Annotated in this window: 12 protein-coding genes; 8 read left to right on the plus strand and 4 right to left on the minus strand. The window is 38.6% G+C overall.

All coding sequences use genetic code 11. The features are described 5' to 3' along the window. Positions 1-34 precede the first annotated feature (34 nt). Positions 35-808: a T9SS type A sorting domain-containing protein gene (locus ACJJVU_RS01345; protein WP_035334972.1), complete on the plus strand. Its 774-nt coding sequence runs from the start codon at positions 35-37 to the stop codon at positions 806-808. Positions 809-856: 48 nt separating this feature from the next. Here the strand turns inward: ACJJVU_RS01345 and ACJJVU_RS01350 are convergent, their stop codons facing one another. Then, entirely contained in the window at positions 857-3520 is a 2664-nt protein-coding gene (locus ACJJVU_RS01350) for a DEAD/DEAH box helicase family protein (RefSeq protein ID WP_405221474.1), read from the minus strand. 127 nt (positions 3521-3647) lie between these two features. Here ACJJVU_RS01350 and hemB point away from each other — a divergent pair, with 127 nt between their 5' ends. Both hemB and ACJJVU_RS01360 read left to right on the plus strand, forming a co-directional pair. Next, positions 3648-4631, plus strand: a complete 984-nt coding sequence (gene hemB / locus ACJJVU_RS01355) for a porphobilinogen synthase (RefSeq protein ID WP_035334975.1) — start codon at positions 3648-3650, stop codon at positions 4629-4631. A 175-nt stretch (positions 4632-4806) separates the two neighbouring features. Further along, positions 4807-5256 carry a DUF3291 domain-containing protein gene (locus tag ACJJVU_RS01360; protein ID WP_405221478.1) on the plus strand — a complete coding sequence of 150 codons (450 nt, stop codon included), beginning with the start codon at positions 4807-4809 and terminating at the stop codon, positions 5254-5256. A gap of 29 nt (positions 5257-5285) precedes the next feature. Here the strand turns inward: ACJJVU_RS01360 and ACJJVU_RS01365 are convergent, their stop codons facing one another. Further along, positions 5286-5957 carry an HAD family hydrolase gene (locus ACJJVU_RS01365; protein ID WP_405221481.1) on the minus strand — a complete coding sequence of 224 codons (672 nt, stop codon included), beginning with the start codon at positions 5955-5957 and terminating at the stop codon, positions 5286-5288. Between the two features lie 184 nt (positions 5958-6141). Between ACJJVU_RS01365 and ACJJVU_RS01370 the strand changes: the two genes are divergently transcribed. Continuing rightward, a complete protein-coding gene (locus ACJJVU_RS01370) occupies positions 6142-7257 on the plus strand; it encodes a CNNM domain-containing protein (protein WP_298323167.1) in 1116 nt (371 codons plus the stop codon). 2 nt (positions 7258-7259) lie between these two features. On the opposite strand, the gene ACJJVU_RS01375 is transcribed toward ACJJVU_RS01370, so the two are convergent. Beyond that, positions 7260-9449: a response regulator gene (locus tag ACJJVU_RS01375; RefSeq protein ID WP_405221485.1), complete on the minus strand. Its 2190-nt coding sequence runs from the start codon at positions 9447-9449 to the stop codon at positions 7260-7262. A gap of 132 nt (positions 9450-9581) precedes the next feature. Between ACJJVU_RS01375 and ACJJVU_RS01380 the strand changes: the two genes are divergently transcribed. The 3 genes from ACJJVU_RS01380 (at position 9582) to ACJJVU_RS01390 (ending at position 11167) form a co-directional block, all read left to right on the plus strand. Continuing rightward, a complete protein-coding gene (locus ACJJVU_RS01380) occupies positions 9582-10055 on the plus strand; it encodes a methylated-DNA--[protein]-cysteine S-methyltransferase (protein WP_405221488.1) in 474 nt (157 codons plus the stop codon). 181 nt (positions 10056-10236) lie between these two features. Next, complete coding sequence (locus ACJJVU_RS01385) at positions 10237-10953, plus strand: 3'-5' exonuclease (RefSeq protein ID WP_405221491.1); 717 nt, start codon at positions 10237-10239, stop codon at positions 10951-10953. A 16-nt stretch (positions 10954-10969) separates the two neighbouring features. After that, positions 10970-11167 carry a gliding motility protein GldL gene (locus ACJJVU_RS01390; protein ID WP_405221494.1) on the plus strand — a complete coding sequence of 66 codons (198 nt, stop codon included), beginning with the start codon at positions 10970-10972 and terminating at the stop codon, positions 11165-11167. Positions 11168-11288: 121 nt separating this feature from the next. Here the strand turns inward: ACJJVU_RS01390 and ACJJVU_RS01395 are convergent, their stop codons facing one another. Continuing rightward, a complete protein-coding gene (locus ACJJVU_RS01395; protein ID WP_405221497.1) occupies positions 11289-15254 on the minus strand; it encodes a M36 family metallopeptidase in 3966 nt (1321 codons plus the stop codon). Positions 15255-15603: 349 nt separating this feature from the next. Here ACJJVU_RS01395 and ACJJVU_RS01400 point away from each other — a divergent pair, with 349 nt between their 5' ends. After that, positions 15604-17292: an ABC transporter ATP-binding protein gene (locus ACJJVU_RS01400; RefSeq protein ID WP_405221500.1), complete on the plus strand. Its 1689-nt coding sequence runs from the start codon at positions 15604-15606 to the stop codon at positions 17290-17292. Positions 17293-17543: the final 251 nt, after the last annotated feature.

A 17543-nucleotide genomic window follows, 5' to 3' on the forward strand; every position in this document is an offset into this window, starting at 1 on the left:
AACAAGATAATTATAAGAAAACAATCTTAAGAAGATGATTCAAAACATTCAGAAAATCCTATTTCTACTATTAATATTCTCTTTTAAAGTACATTCCCAAATCACAATAGAACAGTTAGTAGACAATTCGCTTTATTCATCAAACGTCGGGGTTGGCCAAATATTTACTGTTTCACAAGAAGCAGCAATTACTAATTTAACTATCTACTCAGATGAAGATCAATCTAAAAATTTATTTTTTAAACTATTGCAAGGTCCTAACTCTGATATTATTTACGAACATGACCTAGTGGCTATAAATAGTAGTCCAAATGAAACTTCCATAAGCATAAATGAAAATATAATACTCCAACCCGATAATCAATATGCTTTCCTCTTCTGCCTGAATCAAGAATGTGAAATAGCCGGGAGTAATACCATTAGGTTTAAAGCAGGGTGCATAAACCCTACTGGTGAATTTTATCAAAACGGTTACGCTATAAGCTCAACTGATCTAGATGAATTTGACGCTAATGCAAGTTTTAACCATTGTGACTTAACTTTTATAATAAATTTAGAAGAAACAATTTTAAGCAACAATAATGGGGTTACTTTAAATACTAAGAGCATCTTTCCTAATCCAACGTCAGGCTTTTTAAAATTACCAGAAAATATTGAAAGCATAGTTTTAATATCAATGACCGGTCAAATAACAAAAATGCAAGCAATTGATAACGAATTAAATATTTCTTTTTTAGAAAGTGGACTGTATTTTATACGTTATAAATATCAAAATTCAATTATAACAAATAGGATAGTTAAACTTTAAAAAATTAAAATTTTTATTAAGCCCATTTTCGCGAAAGCGAAAAACCTCTTACCTCCATATAGCACTCGTCTTGGTTTTGAGGCCATTCTCGGTATTCAAATAGTGAAAACGTGCTTTAAGTAATTGCTTCCTTCCATCCCGTGTTCTTGTAAAAGTCAGTCGTGCGTCATCACTCACAAAAATCTGCCAGTACTTGAAAAACAAGGCAGCATCTTTCTTATTGGCTGTAAATATAGACGGGACGCTGTAGTAGTTTGCAAGTCCAAATTTCTCTTGAAACCAACCCGATTGTTCAATCATATAGCGTGCATTATCTACGGGTTCTAGAAGTTCTTGCAGGCAGTTTACAAAAAGTATTTCCTCCTTTGCCGTGGCGCCTGTGAGAAAACAAGCAATCTCCCCGTTAGGTAAATACTCTACGCCGAGCTTAATTTGTTGTAGTTGGGTGGTAATGAGTAATCGCTCACGCAGTGACTTTAACACCACTTGCCCCATTTTATACACTTGCTTATCGATACGCCCAAATTTAAGATACTTGACAATCGCCTTGTAAGTTTTAGGTGCTAATACGAGAACAATAGAGCCAAGAGTAGCATAAATAAAAAACAACATCCCTTTAGAAAAATAGCTGCCTACATTATTAATAATCACCTCCGGGATAGTCATAGTAATAACGGCGCCTAGCTGCATAAAACTATACTTTACAGCATCTTTATAATAGACCTTTTGTGTTTCGGATTCTTTCTTCTTGGTACTGGGGCTAAAATCAAACTTTAGTTCTCTTACGAGTAACTTTCCAGTCCCTATAGCTTTATTCCAGCGCTCTTTAATATGGCTTCTCTTTGCTGCTAGCTGCAGCATTTTATTATTAAGTACTTCTTTATTGACAATAGTTGTAGGCAGTGCAAAGCGATCGGCGCCATTTTCTATAAAAGGATCATTTTCAAGGGATACTCCACAAAAGGCGTCAAAACGTTTTACAAGTTTTGCCACATCTTCACCACCGCCATCTATGGTAGGATCTATACACGCGAGATGCCAGATGGAAGCCACTTTATCTGGATTACCAGATTGCACACGTATAGCACGACCACGCATCTGATTAGACATTACAAAAGAGCTTACGTAGGAACCAAGTACTAAAGTATTAATAGCAGGAGCATCCCATCCTTCTCCTAGCAAGGCAGCGGTGCCTACCAGAATTTGTATGTGACCACCTGTAAATAACTGAGTAATCACACTCACAATAATGCTCTTTGCTCGTTCCTTTGTTTTTACAATGATAAACTCCGTCCCATCAAGAGGTGTAATGGTATAATCATCATTAGAAAGTACTTTGATGATTTCGCTTTCTAAGCGTTTATGCACAATAACAAGTGTACCCGTGAGAACGGCTAGTTTTTCTAATTTGTTTATTCCTTGCCAGCTTTCTACGTGTTGCACAAGCGAGTGCCGTAGGTGATGAAAAATTGGAACAACACCAAGTTTATTTACATCTTCCAGGTCATCATTTACACTTTCTAAAAATTCTTTACGCACATAATCAGTGAGGATTACTGCACGAAGATCTGCTCCCATTTCTTGGGATTCAAAATTTATGATCTCGCAAATACTTTTAAGTTTATTTGGACTTTGCGCAAGTGATTTATAGAGCTGACGCTCTCCTTTAAAGTTCACCCTATTATTATCAAAGGCGCCAACTCTACGCAACTGCTTTTCTACATCCAGCAGCATTTCCTCATCTTCTAGAAAAAGCTCTCTGTCTGTAACAAGTATAGGTTGTAATAATCGCTCTGCCCATTCTTGATTAAAAAGTGGTAATTGAGCCTTCTCAGTATCTACTCCCAGCACCTCTATTTTCTCTTTTGGGATCTCATGACCACGTGCTTGAAGATACACGAGAATGGCAACGTAAAAATCTGGTTTCTCGTAGATAGGATCAAGTAATCCATCTGTCAATGTGTACAAAGTATGTTCTAAAACGAACGTTCCAAAATTATCATTTTCTACCAATGAATCAATGAAACCCTTTGATTTTACTCGGTATTTAAGAATGTATTGAATTTGAGCTTCGTCTGGTTCGGAGAAATAAATGTAATCTTGGTGTGCGCATAGATTTCCCTCTCTTACTAATTCTGGAACGCTTATTTCAATATCTATCGGGCCGCATAATTGGAAGTATTTGGCTATTTCTCGTTGCTCACTATCATAAGGTGGTGTGGCGGTCAATGCGGTGAGTGTTCCCTCTAGTGTTTTGAGGGCAAAAAGTGGTTTCCACCACTCATTTTTAAGGTGATGTGCTTCGTCTAATACAATATGTTTGATGCCCGCTTCCGCGAAAAAAGCTACCAGCCGATCCATGTCGCCTTCCATTTCATTTTTTGAAAAAGCGTGTAGTGATTGGTAAGTTGCAAAAGTGATGTGTGCAGGCTCTTTTATATTTCGCGAAAGCGGAATAGTACAATCTTCCTCGCTCACAAAGCACTCAAACATACGTTGCTCCCACTGGTTTCTTATTGTAATTGTAGGTGCAAGTACAAGCGTCTTCTGGTTAACACGGCGCATCATCTCAAGGCCAAGCACTGTTTTACCAGAGCCTGGAGGTGCGACTACATGCAAATGATCATCTGAAGCATGGCTTTTAAAATCCTTTAAAAATCGCTCCTGATAGGTGCGCCACGGGTATATGAAATGAAAGGCTTCTTTAAGCAAAGGGAGTGGTAAATTAATTGGTAAATTTGTTTAAATATAAGGCACACAATTCGAAGTACGAACGACTATTTGTAAAAGAGTTGTGGTCACCTAACGAGACGATTATAAATCTATATACCTCTTTTTTATGCTACGCAGAAATCGCAGACTACGCACCTCAGAAGCTATACGTTCTATCGTGCGTGAGACATACATCACTCCTAATGATTTTATTGTTCCACTTTTTGTGGTGGAAGGAAAGGGTGTGAAAGAAGAAATTAACTCTATGCCTGGGTATTACAGGTATAGCTTAGAACTCATAGCCAAAGAGGTAAAAGAGTTGTGGTCAATGGGATTAAAATCTGTACTGCTTTTTGTAAAAGTGCCAGATAACCTTAAAGACAACTCTGGAACAGAGGCTCTTAATAGTGACGGACTTATGCAGCGTGCAATTAAGACGGTTAAGGATGCATGCCCAGAAATGGTTGTGATGACAGATGTGGCATTAGATCCGTATTCTTCTTTTGGCCACGATGGGATTGTAGGAAGCGGAGAGATTGTAAATGATGATACCGCCGCTGTTCTTGCCGAAATGGGACTAAGCCACGCTCGTGCAGGTGCAGATATTCTTGCGCCAAGTGATATGATGGATGGTCGTATTTTTGAGATGCGCACATTGCTAGAAGATGAAGGTTTTTATAACACTGGTATTATGAGCTATAGCGCAAAGTATGCAAGTTCCTTTTATGGCCCTTTCCGTGATGCCTTAGATAGCGCCCCAGTTGATCTCAAAGATGTTCCAAAGGATAAGAAAACGTATCAGATGGATTTTGCAAATCGTGATGAGGCGATTAAAGAAACGCTCATGGATATTGAGGAAGGAGCTGATATCGTTATGGTAAAACCAGGCCTTTGCTACCTAGATATCGTGCGTGACCTACGAGAAGCAGTAAATGTACCTATTGCCGTATATCAAGTGAGTGGCGAGTATGCAATGCTAAAAGCCGCTGCCGAAAAAGGTTGGCTAGATCATGATAGCGTGATGATGGAGCAAGTAATCGCCATTAAACGTGCAGGAGCAACCATGATGGCAAGTTACTTTGCAAAGGATGTCGTAAAGCTGATTAGTTAATTAGAATAACACAACGACCTGCGAGGTATAGTCTGAGGAACGAAGACTTCCTTGTAGGTCTGAACGACAAGCATTACCAAAAATTAATAACAACTTGGTTTGGTAAATCCGCTGTAATAACCAGACCTACAAGGTTGCCTATTGGCAAAACCTCGCAGGTCTAGAAAGTAACTATATGAACTACCACCTCGCTCAAGTAAACGTCGCCCGAATGAAAGGGGTCTCTATAAATGATCCCGAGATGAAGGATTTTAGAGATCATACTGATGAGGTAAACGCGCTTGCAGAACAATCTAAAGGTTTTGTGTGGCGGGATGTCTTTGATGAGAATGCCGCACCTCAACCTAATGCGCTAGCAAATGAGCAGATACTTATAAATTTCTCCGTGTGGGAAGATGTTGAGTCGCTTAGAGCGTATACTTATACGACGTTCCACACTGCCATCATGAAACGCCAGAAGGAATGGTTTCAAAAGTATGGTGAAGCACATTATGCGTTATGGTGGATAAAAGCTGGAACTACTCCCACAGAAAAAGAGGCGATTGAAAGACTCGGTTATCTCCAAGAAAATGGTGCTAGTGAACACGCATTTACTTTTAAAGAAGTTTTTGAAAAGCCTAAGTAAAGTTTCCGCTTTCGCGAAAAAATAAGTTTCTAGAAAGAAAAGTACTCTTCAATATGTGCTCTTGCTTCTCTTAAATCTGTGAAGAGTGCATCTGCTCTTTGCAACCTCTTATGTTGTGTAATGTCGTGTTGTACTATTAAACACTGCAATCCTGCGTCTTTTGCAGAAGTCATACCGCTGTGTGTATCTTCTATAGCGATGCAATTTTCTGGCTGGAGACCTAGATCACCAAGTGCTTTGAGGTAAGATTCTGGATTAGGTTTTGTATCCTTTACATCTGAGGAAGTCACTGTAATCTCAAAAAAGTGTGCGAGATCTTCCTTACCAAAAATAATGTCTACCATCTCACGATCACTTCCTGTGACAAGCGCTAGGGTGATTCCCTTATCTTTATAATAATTGAGCGTCTCTATTGCATGAGGCATAAATGTAACTGGCGAGTTACGAAGATTTTTATAAGACAACGCTTCCTTTCTCTTAAGCGTTTCTTCAAATGGAACATCAAGATTATGTTCCTTGATAATTTGTTCTAATGCATAGTATGCTGGCTTTCCAGCCATAGTCGCTGCATATTCCTCCCAAGAATACTCGATATTAAACGGCTCAAGCAACTCATTAAATGCATCAAAATGCAATGATTCGGAGTTTACTAGAGTTCCGTCAAAATCAAAAAGTACTGCCTTTAATTCTTGCTTTTTCATATCTAATTATAAGAGATGCGAACCTACCCAAAAATCAAGTGTTTGGTCTTAAATTATTGTTATGATTTAGCAATGATGTGATTAATTACGCTTTCGCGAAAGCGTGCCTACATATAAAGTACGTCTAACACCGCTAAAGTATCGTCGCTTTTTCCATACATTTACATAAAACAATCACTTTATTATGGGTCAATTACTGTTGTGGGCAACTATATCAATCTTTTTTTCATTCTTGTGTTCTATACTTGAAGCTGTACTTCTGAGTGTGACACCTACGTTTATAAACATCAAGAAAAACGAGGGAAAAGCCTATGCTGAAACTCTTGAAGAGCTTAAAAAAGATGTAGATAAACCACTTATCGCAATCCTTACCCTAAATACGCTTGCCCATACTGTGGGTGCAATGATGGTGGGTACTGTCGCTGCAGATTTATACCCGGAATTTGTTATTAACCTTGGATTTACAGAGATCAATTTTCTTGGTTTTGTATCTGCTTTAATGACGCTACTTATCTTAATTGCGAGTGAGATTATACCAAAAACTATAGGTGCAAAATTCTGGAAGTCTCTTGCAAATTTCTCTGCAAAGACGCTCACAATTATGGTGGCCAGTTTAAAATACACAGGTATTTTATGGTTACTACAGCTTTTTACGCGTATGGTAGGTGGCGGTGGTCATCACGAGAGTGTGTTGAGCCGTGAAGACTTTACTGCAATGGCACAAATGGCGGGTGAAGATGGTGTTTTTGAAGAAAGTGAATCAAAAATTCTTAATAATCTTCTTACGTTTAAAGAGGTGCTTACTAAAGATATCATGACGCCTCGTACGGTGATCAAAATGGCAGACGCATCAACCACCGTTGCCGACTTTTTTGCTGAGAATCAATCATTACGTTTTTCTCGTATTCCTATTTTTGAAGGAACAAGAGATCATATCACAGGTATTGTTTTAAAAAGCGAAGTGTATCGCGAAATGGCTTTAGACAAACATTCAACTACCCTAAAAGAGATAGAACGTCCTATTCTTGTTACGAAGCGCAATTTGCCTATTCCAGATCTATTTGATCAGCTTATTTCTACTAAAAACCATGTAGCGCTAGTGGTGGATGAGTATGGAACTATGAGTGGTCTCGTTACCATGGAAGACGTTATTGAAACTTTACTAGGACTAGAAATCATGGATGAAAGCGACAGCGTTGCCGACTTGCAAACACTAGCTAGAAAAAACTGGCAAAAACGCGCAAAAACGTTGGGTCTTTATGATGACAGCAATCCAGAAAATAAGCCTTCTGGTTTATAACATCAATTTAGAAGCTCTTCTCCAGTAGGTAAAATTGTTTGTGCCTTTTTGTTTTTTATATTACGAAGTATTACACTTAAGAATAGAGATACATCGTAAGGCTTAACTAGAATGTCATCCATCCCTGCCTTGTAGATTTTATGACGTATCTCATCAATCTCCACAGCTGTGAGTGCTACTATTGGGATATCTGTGTCAAATTTTCTAATATCCTTAGTCGCTTCGACACCGTCTTTTTTAGGCATATGGATATCCATAAGGATTAAGTCATATGTTTCCTTTTGAGCCATAGTTACTGCTTCTATACCATCACTAGCGAGGTCACATGTAAAGCCTTTGTTTTCCAGAAGCTTTTGAGTGATCTTTTGGTTAATGCGGTTATCATCTACTACTAGAAGATGCGCTCCTTGCAGTGTATGTACACTTTCTATAGCGTCTAGTTGTTGTTGCTCTACAGCTGCTATTCCCGTGGCTTTCTCTAGGTTAATTACAAATGAGAATGTCGCACCATTTCCTTCTTCACTTACCAATGTTATATCGCTATCGTAAAGCGCTAGTAATTTCTTCACAATAGGTAATCCTAGGCCAGTACCTTGATAGTTGTAGTTTTTATTTTCTACTTGAGAGAATTCTTCAAAAACACTTTGCTGGCTATTTTTAGGAATTCCCATGCCGTCATCTTCTATGCTAAATGCCGTTCTATAAAACCCATCAGCAGTAATAGACTCCTTTTTTATACGCACCCATATATTTCCATTCTCATTAAATTTAATGGCGTTTCCTATCAGGTTCATTAAAATTTGAGATAGCCTTACTGAGTCTCCCACAAGTTGGTTAGGAAGGTCTTTATCTATCTCTAAGTGTAACTTGTTATTGTTTTGCTCTAGACTAAATTCAAATGAATGCGTAATACTTCGTAAGAGTGTATTGAGTTTAAAAGGAGTGTGCTCAAGCTTAATGTTTTTTGCCTCCATCTTACTCATAAGGAGCACATCGTTAATGAGTGCAAGCAGATAATCTGCAGAGAATTTAAGCGACCTCAAATCATGTCTATGCTTATTTACTTCGGTATCTTCAAGCAAAATTGAGGCAATCCCTATAACACCATAAAGCGGTGTACGTAACTCGTGGCTTATTGTTGAGAAGAATTGGGTTTTAAGCTTTGAAAGCTCTTCGGCGTCATTTTTTGCTTTTTCTAGTTGCTTATTTTTTTCGCGTAAGCGCAATAAGTTTTGCTTGCGTGCTCGATACAATGTGAAAATTATAAAAAGCGCCACAAGTAATATGGATGAAGCAAAAAGGAGTGCTGTCGTGGTCTTAAGCGAACTCTCAGCCAATCTATCTAAAAGTTCTTTTTCCTTTGTTGCTATCTCAAGGTCACGTTCATTCTCTCGAGAGTAAAACTGAGCACTTGCTACTTGTAACTCCTTTTGGTTTTCATTTTTAAAAACCTCGTTTGCTAGCTGTAATTGTCGCTGTGAATGGTAGTATGCTGCCTCAAAATTATTATTGTTTTCATAATATTTTGCAAGATGCTTTTGAGCTTCCTCCTCTTCGGCTACTAAGCCTTCTGAGAAGCTGATGTCTATCGCTTCCATAAAAGCATCTTCGGCGAGTGTTTCTTGTTTACTGCTAGTGTAGTATCTTCCTAACAATGTGAGTACTCGTGCACGACTTTTACGATCTAAAGAATCTCTTAAACTGGCAAATTTTGCTTGCATTAAAGCAGGGTAAGCTTCTTCAAAATTTTCTTGTTTTAAGTACAGTGTTGCGAGGTTTATGCGGGCTGCAAGTGACTTATCTGAGCCATCTAACTTCTCTATGAGTTCGATGTTTCTTTGCAAGTAGTTAATTGCCTTTTCTTGATATTCCTCAGAGGATGCATATAACTTTCCTAAATCGTTGTAGGAGGATGCTAGTAGTGTATCATTTTTAAGCTCTTGAGCTATCACTAATGCCTTCTCAAAAACATTACGTGACTTTGTGGTGTCTTGTAATGATAAATACACATTACCTAGAATGGAGTAACCACTATACTGCTTGTTTTTATCATCTTGATTTTGCGCTCTTTTAAGAACCTCATCGAGCGTTTGGATAGCACTTTTATATTCTTGATTCTGCAATTGGATAGCAGCAAGATCCAGAGTATTGCTTTGATAATTTTCTATGTTTTGTGATGGCGTTTGCGCCATTATTATGAAAGAAAATAAGCTGAAAATAAGATAAGTAAGGTGTTGCGCGAGCCGCATATGTAGATATTATAATCTATAAAAGTACTGATTGGTAGTAAGATAAACAACTTCTTAAATGGTATATTTGAGATAATGGAACACGCAGTTATAGCTACACCTATGGGATTATTACAGCTAGAAGGCACCAGCGATGGTCTGAGTTCTGTGCTATTTATCGAAACAGATGTAACGCCTTCTTCTACAATTCCAGATGTACTGGAGGATGCTGCCACCCAACTTCAAGAATACTTTTCGGGAGAGCGCACTACTTTTTCTCTAAAGCTTGATCCGTTAGGAACAGATTTTCAACGTCGAGTGTGGAGGGAGTTAGAGACGATACCATTTGGGAAGACTACCTCGTATCTCGCCATGGCAAAACAGCTGGGTGATGCTAAGGTCATACGCGCAGCAGCAAGTGCAAATGGCAAAAACCCCATTTCTATAATAATTCCTTGTCACAGGGTAATAGGCAGCGATGGCTCTCTTACTGGTTATGCTGGCGGATTGCATCGAAAAAAATGGCTATTAGCACATGAAAGTCCCGTTCTTCAGGGCTCATTGTTTTGAGGTAATGCTTTAAATCTCGCTTTCGCGAAAGCAAAAAAAACTAATATGTATCTACCGAAAATGATCTTACGGATAACCTAATTGCAAATTTCAAAATACATAAACCACTGCCAATTAGCATTTTATTGTATTTTAACATCATTAAATAAGGCTTTAGGCTTGAAATTAACCAAATAGACAAATGATAGATACGTTACAACTAGAACATATTCTTTTTCTTGATATTGAGACCGTACCTCAGCATGCTTCTTATGATGATCTAGATGAAACTGAAAAGTTACTTTATACAGATAAAACAAAATATTTACGCAAAGACGAGCATACACCAGAAGCTTTTTATGAGCGTGCCGGAATCTGGGCAGAATTTGGAAAAATCGTATGTATCTCTGTAGGCTACTTCAACGCTAGTGTGGAAGGCAAAAGATTTAGAACCACCTCTTTTGCCGGAGATGATGAAGCATTCCTCCTTAATAATTTTAAAACCCTATTAGAAACACATTTTAATGGCAAACAGCATCTTCTTTGTGCTCATAATGGTAAGGAGTTTGACTTTCCATATATCGCTCGTAGGATGATTATAAATGGCGTTACATTGCCTCATAAGCTTAACCTCTTTGGGAAAAAACCTTGGGAGATACCTCACATTGACACCTTAGATTTATGGAAGTTTGGAGATTATAAACACTACACCTCCTTAAAACTGCTCACAAAAATACTCGGCATCCCTTCTCCTAAGGACGATATAGACGGCAGCCAAGTAAGGGCAGTCTACTACGAAGAAAAGGATATAAAACGTATTGTAGTATATTGTGAAAAAGATACCGTTGCTGTTGCTCAAATTGTATTGAGACTGCGCAATGAGAAACTACTCGAAGAGAGTGAAATCATTTCTGTATAACTAGTTACTACTCATCATGAAGGTAAAACACATTTTAGCAATATTTATAGCAGGACTTATCTGTACAGTACTAGGTGCCATGTTTAAAATATTACACTGGCAGTTTGCTCCAGAATTATTAAGTGGCGGTACGTTTTTACAGCTCATTGCAGGAATACTAGGTATCTGGAAAATATACACCACAGAAGAATTTAAGAAATTTCTCAATAAGTGATAATGTTGTTTTATTAAGTTGAGTACGCTTTCGCGAAAGCATAATTATTCACATAGAAAAAGCCCGATATCAATTTGATATCGGGCTTTTATTTATAGTCTACTACACTAAGAAATGAACACTATTTCTTAATAAAACGTTTTACCATTTTTGTAGTTGCAGTTTCCACTTCAAGAATATAAACACCAGTCTCTAATCTTGAAACATCAAGTGTGTTTTCAAAATTACCTTTGTGTACTACCTGACCTAATAAATTATAGATAGTCACAGCGGTTGCTTCTGTGCCGTTTAAGTTAATTGAAAGTTCTCCGCGAGTTACAGGATTAGGGAATATAGAGAATTCTCCACTTCCTGCTGTTTCGGTTAGACTGCTCTGAGCATCATTTGCTCCAAATCCAGCACTACTTACCACATTTACAATATAATCCTCTACTTCTCCATACTGGAAGCTCTCACAAGCTGTAGGGATCCCATTATACTTCATAGAGACTCTCATTCTCGTTGCTCCTTGAGATGCTCCAGAAGGCACGCTAAATGTTCCTGTTATTGGAGTAGCAGATGTTGCTGCTCTCGTGTATACGGTCTCTCCTGCATCTGTAAAGTCTCCATCACGGTTCCAGTCTACAAATACTGCGTATCCCTCATTGTATATAGTTCCCGTCCATCTTGGAGTAATTGTGATTGTATTACTACTTCCTAATGTTGTAGAAAGGTTTGTAAAATCTCCGTAACCGCCAGCAGATGCTCCGGTTGCATTATTAATACTTCCTATTTGTACACGTTGTATATACTCATCATTAGTATTATTTCCATTTGATGCACAGTATCCAGATGGCGCTCCTGTGTCACCTCCTCCCCCTCCAGCAGATAGTACTACATTATCAATAGCAACGTCAGATTGCCATGTACTTCCAGTAATACGGTTGAAACGTAATTGCACTGTTCCGCCAGTGTATCCATCAAGATTGATTGTTACAGCATTCCACTGGTTACCTTGGTTTCCAGTTTGGTTCCATAGGCTTATCCATGTCGTACCTCCATCTGCACTTGCTTCAAGATCTATACGACCACCGTCTGTAGATCCAAACATGTGATAATCAAAGGTAAAGTTTGCTTCTGTTTCTCCTGTTAGATCAAAACAAGGTGAGTTTATAATCGCTCTTTTGTTAGGAAAACCTGTTCCATTACCTGACGCTTCTACATATAAATAGAAAGATCCATCAGCTCCAGAACTTGGCCCTGTATTATTAGATGGCGTTCCTGAAGCATCACGTGTCCAATTTATATCATCTCCTGTAGCTTGTGACCACTGACCTAATCCTGACTCAAAACTCTCACTATATGGAGCACTTGCTGTACCTACACACCCACTAGGTGGTGCAGTAGTATCAGTTGTCGCACTTACAGTATTACTATTTCCTGAAATATTACCTGCTTCATCTTTGGCGCGAACCGTGAATTGATAGGTAGTTCCTTCTACTAAACCTGTAATATTTGCCGAAGTAGCAGTTACTTCTCCTAGGTTATTAGTTCCTTGGAAGACATCGTATGCTGTTACTGCTACATTATCTGTAGCTGCTGTCCATGATAAAGCTACAGATGTTGTAGTAACATCTGTTACTGCAAGATTAGTAGGCGCAGTAGGTGCTTGAGTATCTGCCGGAGCAGTACCATCAATAGCAAAGCCATCAATAGCAATATCACCCTGCCAAGAAGTTCCAGTAGTAGCACGGAAACGTAATTGTGTGGCTCCATCATAAGATGCAAGACTTACGGTTGCATCTAGCCAAGCCGCTCCTTTATCTCCAGATTGCACCCATAATTCATCCCATGTTTGCGTTGCATCATCTCTTGCTTCAAGACGTACAGTCCCTACAGCACTACCTGTCATCTGGTAACTAAATGTTACTTCTGCTCCGTTTACTCCTGTTAGATCAAAACAAGGAGAATTTAAAGTTGCTGTCTTAGTCGGGAATCCTGCACCGTCACCAGATGCTTCTACATAGATGTAAAATGATCCCTCATTTGCAGCTGCTGGTCCTGTACCAGAAGATGGTGTACCAGATGAGTTTACTGTCCAGTCAATATTATCTGATGTGTCTTGAGACCATGCTCCAATTGTGTTTTCAAAACCTTCAGCATACGGGAACGACGCTACGGTACTAGTACAAGATACTGGCGCTGGTGGTCCAGAACATCCACTTGTAAATGATACTACTTGATCTGAATTTGTGTTTGTTCCTCCGTTGCTATTTTCTACGGCATCTACACCTACTCCACGTCTAGCAAAAGCATCCCATATTAAACAGTTGTACTGACCTCCGTAAAGATCTTGGTCTGCTTGTAAGATTCCATTACGACCAGAAACATATCCTGGATTATTTGCAGTGTTTTTGAGTCCCTCTATTACTAGTGACATTGCGATGTTATTACCGCCATTACCACTGTATTGATTAGGGTCATATCCTTCTTGATCAATAAGATCCCAAGTCATATCCCAAAGAATAGTTGCAAAACCATACCCCACTCCGTGTGGTGCTACTAATCCCGGAACATCACTGTATGTTGTTCCATTAACAGCAAAGTCTGTAGCATATCTCGTAGGACGTATTCCTGCCCCTGTTGTAGGCTCTCCTATTGCATAGGTTCCTACTCCTCTCGCGGTATCTCTTGTATCTCCTGGTCGTATAGTCATTACCATACCTAACCAGTCTGACCATCCTTCACCCATTTGTTCAGAACCTCCTAATGCGTTTGTACCAGGTCCTCCTACAAGACGTGTAGAAATACCATGACCATACTCATGTGCAATAATTACATTGTCAAAATCACCATCACGAGTAGGTCCAGTAAATAAAAACATTTGCATTCTAGGGTTTTGACCATCTGGTGGTGTTGCAAAGTTTGCATTGTTAGTCCCGCTGCCGTCTTGAGCATCTGCATTTACAGAATCACTTCCTGCTCCGCCTTTACCATAGTTGTTTTCTTGAAAATTACCTGCCGCCTCTGTAAAACCATATTGGTACCATACATCATGCATGATATTATTCCAGTAAAATAAGTTTGTAGTAGCTGCTGGTAAGAAAGTAGACGGAGTGTTATTTAAATTAAGGCTAAAATCAAAGTTAAGAGCACTTCCTCCATTAGGACTTGTACCTGTTCCATTATTACCATTAGTATCATCTTGCGCGAGTACATTATTACCACGCGTTGTTGTAAACTCTGCACCAGCAGCTCCGTTTGTGTCGTGCCATCCATAAGGAGAAGCATTAGCATTTGCTGGATCTGTTACGACAACACGGTTACCGTGACTGGGACTTTCAATCCCTAGCGGGAATACGTTATAAGAACCTCCTCCTACTGCAGCTGCGCTATAGCTCGCTTCAGCAGCACTGCGCGGCCCATAATTTACTACTGGCTCTTCTGTAGTTGTATGACCATGCTCTGTGTGATTAGGATCTTCAAAAGAACAAGAAATCACCCAGTCTGTAGTTTTGAGAATTTCTCCTGTAGATGCGTCTACATTTACATTCCACCAGTGCTGCGCGTCAAGTTGGTAAAGAGATACATTCCAAGTGAGGTGCATTTTATCACCTATTGCTAGGTATGTTTTTTCTACTTTGATAGGCTCTAAGCTTATTCCAGAATTTGCATATTCAAGAAGATTACCAGAAGATTTTGTAACTCCTAGATTGCTTGGTGTCTTAAGACTATGAGCATTTACAACCTTTAAGATTGCGTTTTCTGGAGACAATGAAAGTGATGCTCCAGCAGCTTTTTGAGCAACATCTTTTGCAAACTGGTTTATCTCGTAGGTAACTTTACCATCTCTTACGGTGAGTTTGTATGTTCCGTTTTGTACTGGAATACCTTGATACATTTGCTTTACATAAACGTGCTGTATTTCAGGATTGAGAGAAGGTACGATGTCAGTAATTTTCCATTGAGCAACGTCTGTAGACTTCAAGCCAACTTCTTCTGCATTGCTACTTAGATAATTTTGGACGATTCCGTCCACACTGGTCTGTGCATAAACGGTGGTTCCTAATAGTAATGACATTAGGAAAAAGGAGTAGATTTTCTTCATACTGTAGTTTTAAATTAATTATAGGGAAATCTTAATAAAATACATTTTACAGCAAAAATTCTGCTAAAATTATATGCTTACTCAGTAAATGACGTCATTTCATTGAAGAAATCATAATCTTTTCGACGAACTACACAAAAATTTTTAAGATTTTTTTAAGAAATACGATTTGTGTGAAGAACTGGATGAATCCCTAAACAAGAACTACTCATTTTCTATAGCTGAATACATTTAATAATGTTTGAAATATTATGATAACCATAAAAGTCTCAAATCAAGCTCATTTTTGTGTTACAAATTGCGATGTATCCTTTTAATAACAGACCGTAAGAAATCGTATTTTTGAAGTATGCAGCCACAAAAAATCCTTACTGTAGATCAACTATCTATATCCTTTAAACAGCAAGGGGAAGTACAAGAAGTAATACATAACATTTCATTTGATCTTTATAAAAATGAAATTCTTGCGATTGTGGGTGAATCCGGGTCTGGAAAGAGTGTGTCATCACTTGCCATTCTAGGGCTTTTACCTAAGAAAAACACACTTATTGAAGGCACCATAGTTTTTGAAAATCAATCATTACTAGATACTAGTGAAAAGGATTTTCAGAAAATACGAGGTAATGAAATCTCCATGATTTTTCAAGAACCTATGAGTAGTCTCAATCCGTCAATGCGTTGCGGTGAGCAAGTGGTAGAAATTCTTTTACAACATACTTCGCTCAACCGAAAGTCTGCCAAAGAAGAAACGCTACGCTTATTTCAAAAGGTAAAACTACCTAGTGTGGAGAAGATTTTTCGCGCGTATCCTCATGAGATTTCTGGAGGTCAAAAACAACGCGTAATGATTGCAATGGCTATCGCTTGTAAGCCTAAAATTCTTATTGCAGATGAGCCTACTACTGCCCTAGATGTTACCGTTCAGCAGGAGATTATACTACTACTTAAGGAATTACAGTTAGAAAATCAGATGAGTATTATTTTCATCTCTCATGACCTTTCCTTAGTGAGCGAGATTGCAGACAGGGTTGCTGTGATGTATAAAGGAGATATTGTTGAGTACGCTTTCGCGAAAGCGTTATTTTCAAACCCACAACATGAGTACACAAAAGCATTATTAAGTGCAAGACCGTCTCTAGATGAACGTCTTAAAAAGTTACCAACGATAAAAGATTACCTAGATAAAAAACCACTTTCTAAAGCCGAAACAACATCTGAAAGAGCCGAACATTTAAGAAATCTGTATGCACAACCACCTTTACTAGAGGTGATTAATGTAGAAAAAACATACTTTTCTAGTGCCGGAATCTTCGCTCAAGATATCGCTTTTAAAGCCGTAGATGATGTTTCATTCTCCATTTATGAGGGAGAAACTCTTGGGCTAGTAGGCGAGTCTGGTTGTGGTAAATCTACCCTGGGAAACGCCATCTTGCAATTAGATAAAGCGACTGCAGGAACCATTTTATACAAAGGAATGGCTATTAATGAGATGCGTGGAGCAGCGCTGAGAAGTTTAAGAAAGGAAATACAAATTATTTTTCAAGATCCCTTTGCCTCTCTCAATCCAAGGCTTACTGTAGGACAAGCTATTATAGAGCCTATGGAAGTCCATAAACTTTACGATTCTAGATCTTTGAGAAAACAGCGCGTGCTAGAGTTACTAGAACGCGTAGGTCTCGAAGCATCGCATTATGATCGTTATCCTCATGAGTTCTCTGGAGGGCAGCGACAGCGCATAGGGATTGCTCGTACGATTGCCGTAAACCCTAAATTAATTATTTGTGATGAGTCTGTGAGTGCGCTTGATATTTCTGTACAAGCACAGGTGCTTAATCTTCTTAATGAACTCAAGACAGATTTTGGGTTTACCTACATTTTTATCTCGCATGATCTTGCTGTGGTAAAATACATGTCTGACCAACTAGTGGTTATGAATAAAGGAAAAGTAGAAGAGATAGGAGATGCAGATCGTATTTATGAACAGCCAGAAAAGGAGTATACTCAAAAACTTATTCATGCCATTCCAAAAGGAATGTAAGCGTTACTAGATCATAAATAGAAATACCTTCTTTGCTAGCCTAGCACAATTTGTGGTAAAATCTGCAGCATGTTTTACACCAGAGACAAATGATCTCGTGGAGTTTGTTATTTTTTCCATAGTAGGGATGAAAGACAAATGAGATTTAAAACAAAATCCGCAGGGCTCCCCCCGCGGATTTCTAACAAATCATAACTTAAAACACTCTTATACGTTTAAGTCATACTATAAAACTAAATTACCACGTTCGT

The sequence above is a fragment of the Dokdonia sp. Asnod1-B02 genome (assembly GCF_045063955.1).
GTDB lineage: Bacteria > Bacteroidota > Bacteroidia > Flavobacteriales > Flavobacteriaceae > Dokdonia.

Excerpts from the sequence above, each read along its gene's own strand:
- ACJJVU_RS01370 (WP_298323167.1), top strand. The coding sequence starts at position 6,142 with ATGGGTCAATTACTGTTGTGGGCAACTATATCAATCTTTTTTTCATTC.
- ACJJVU_RS01400 (WP_405221500.1), top strand. The coding sequence starts at position 15,604 with ATGCAGCCACAAAAAATCCTTACTGTAGATCAACTATCTATATCCTTT.
- ACJJVU_RS01365 (WP_405221481.1), bottom strand. The coding sequence starts at position 5,957 with ATGAAAAAGCAAGAATTAAAGGCAGTACTTTTTGATTTTGACGGAACT.
- ACJJVU_RS01380 (WP_405221488.1), top strand. The coding sequence starts at position 9,582 with ATGGAACACGCAGTTATAGCTACACCTATGGGATTATTACAGCTAGAA.
- hemB (WP_035334975.1), top strand. The coding sequence starts at position 3,648 with ATGCTACGCAGAAATCGCAGACTACGCACCTCAGAAGCTATACGTTCT.
- ACJJVU_RS01345 (WP_035334972.1), top strand. The coding sequence starts at position 35 with ATGATTCAAAACATTCAGAAAATCCTATTTCTACTATTAATATTCTCT.
- ACJJVU_RS01360 (WP_405221478.1), top strand. The coding sequence starts at position 4,807 with ATGAACTACCACCTCGCTCAAGTAAACGTCGCCCGAATGAAAGGGGTC.
- ACJJVU_RS01395 (WP_405221497.1), bottom strand. The coding sequence starts at position 15,254 with ATGAAGAAAATCTACTCCTTTTTCCTAATGTCATTACTATTAGGAACC.
- ACJJVU_RS01375 (WP_405221485.1), bottom strand. The coding sequence starts at position 9,449 with ATGGCGCAAACGCCATCACAAAACATAGAAAATTATCAAAGCAATACT.
- ACJJVU_RS01390 (WP_405221494.1), top strand. The coding sequence starts at position 10,970 with ATGAAGGTAAAACACATTTTAGCAATATTTATAGCAGGACTTATCTGT.
- ACJJVU_RS01385 (WP_405221491.1), top strand. The coding sequence starts at position 10,237 with ATGATAGATACGTTACAACTAGAACATATTCTTTTTCTTGATATTGAG.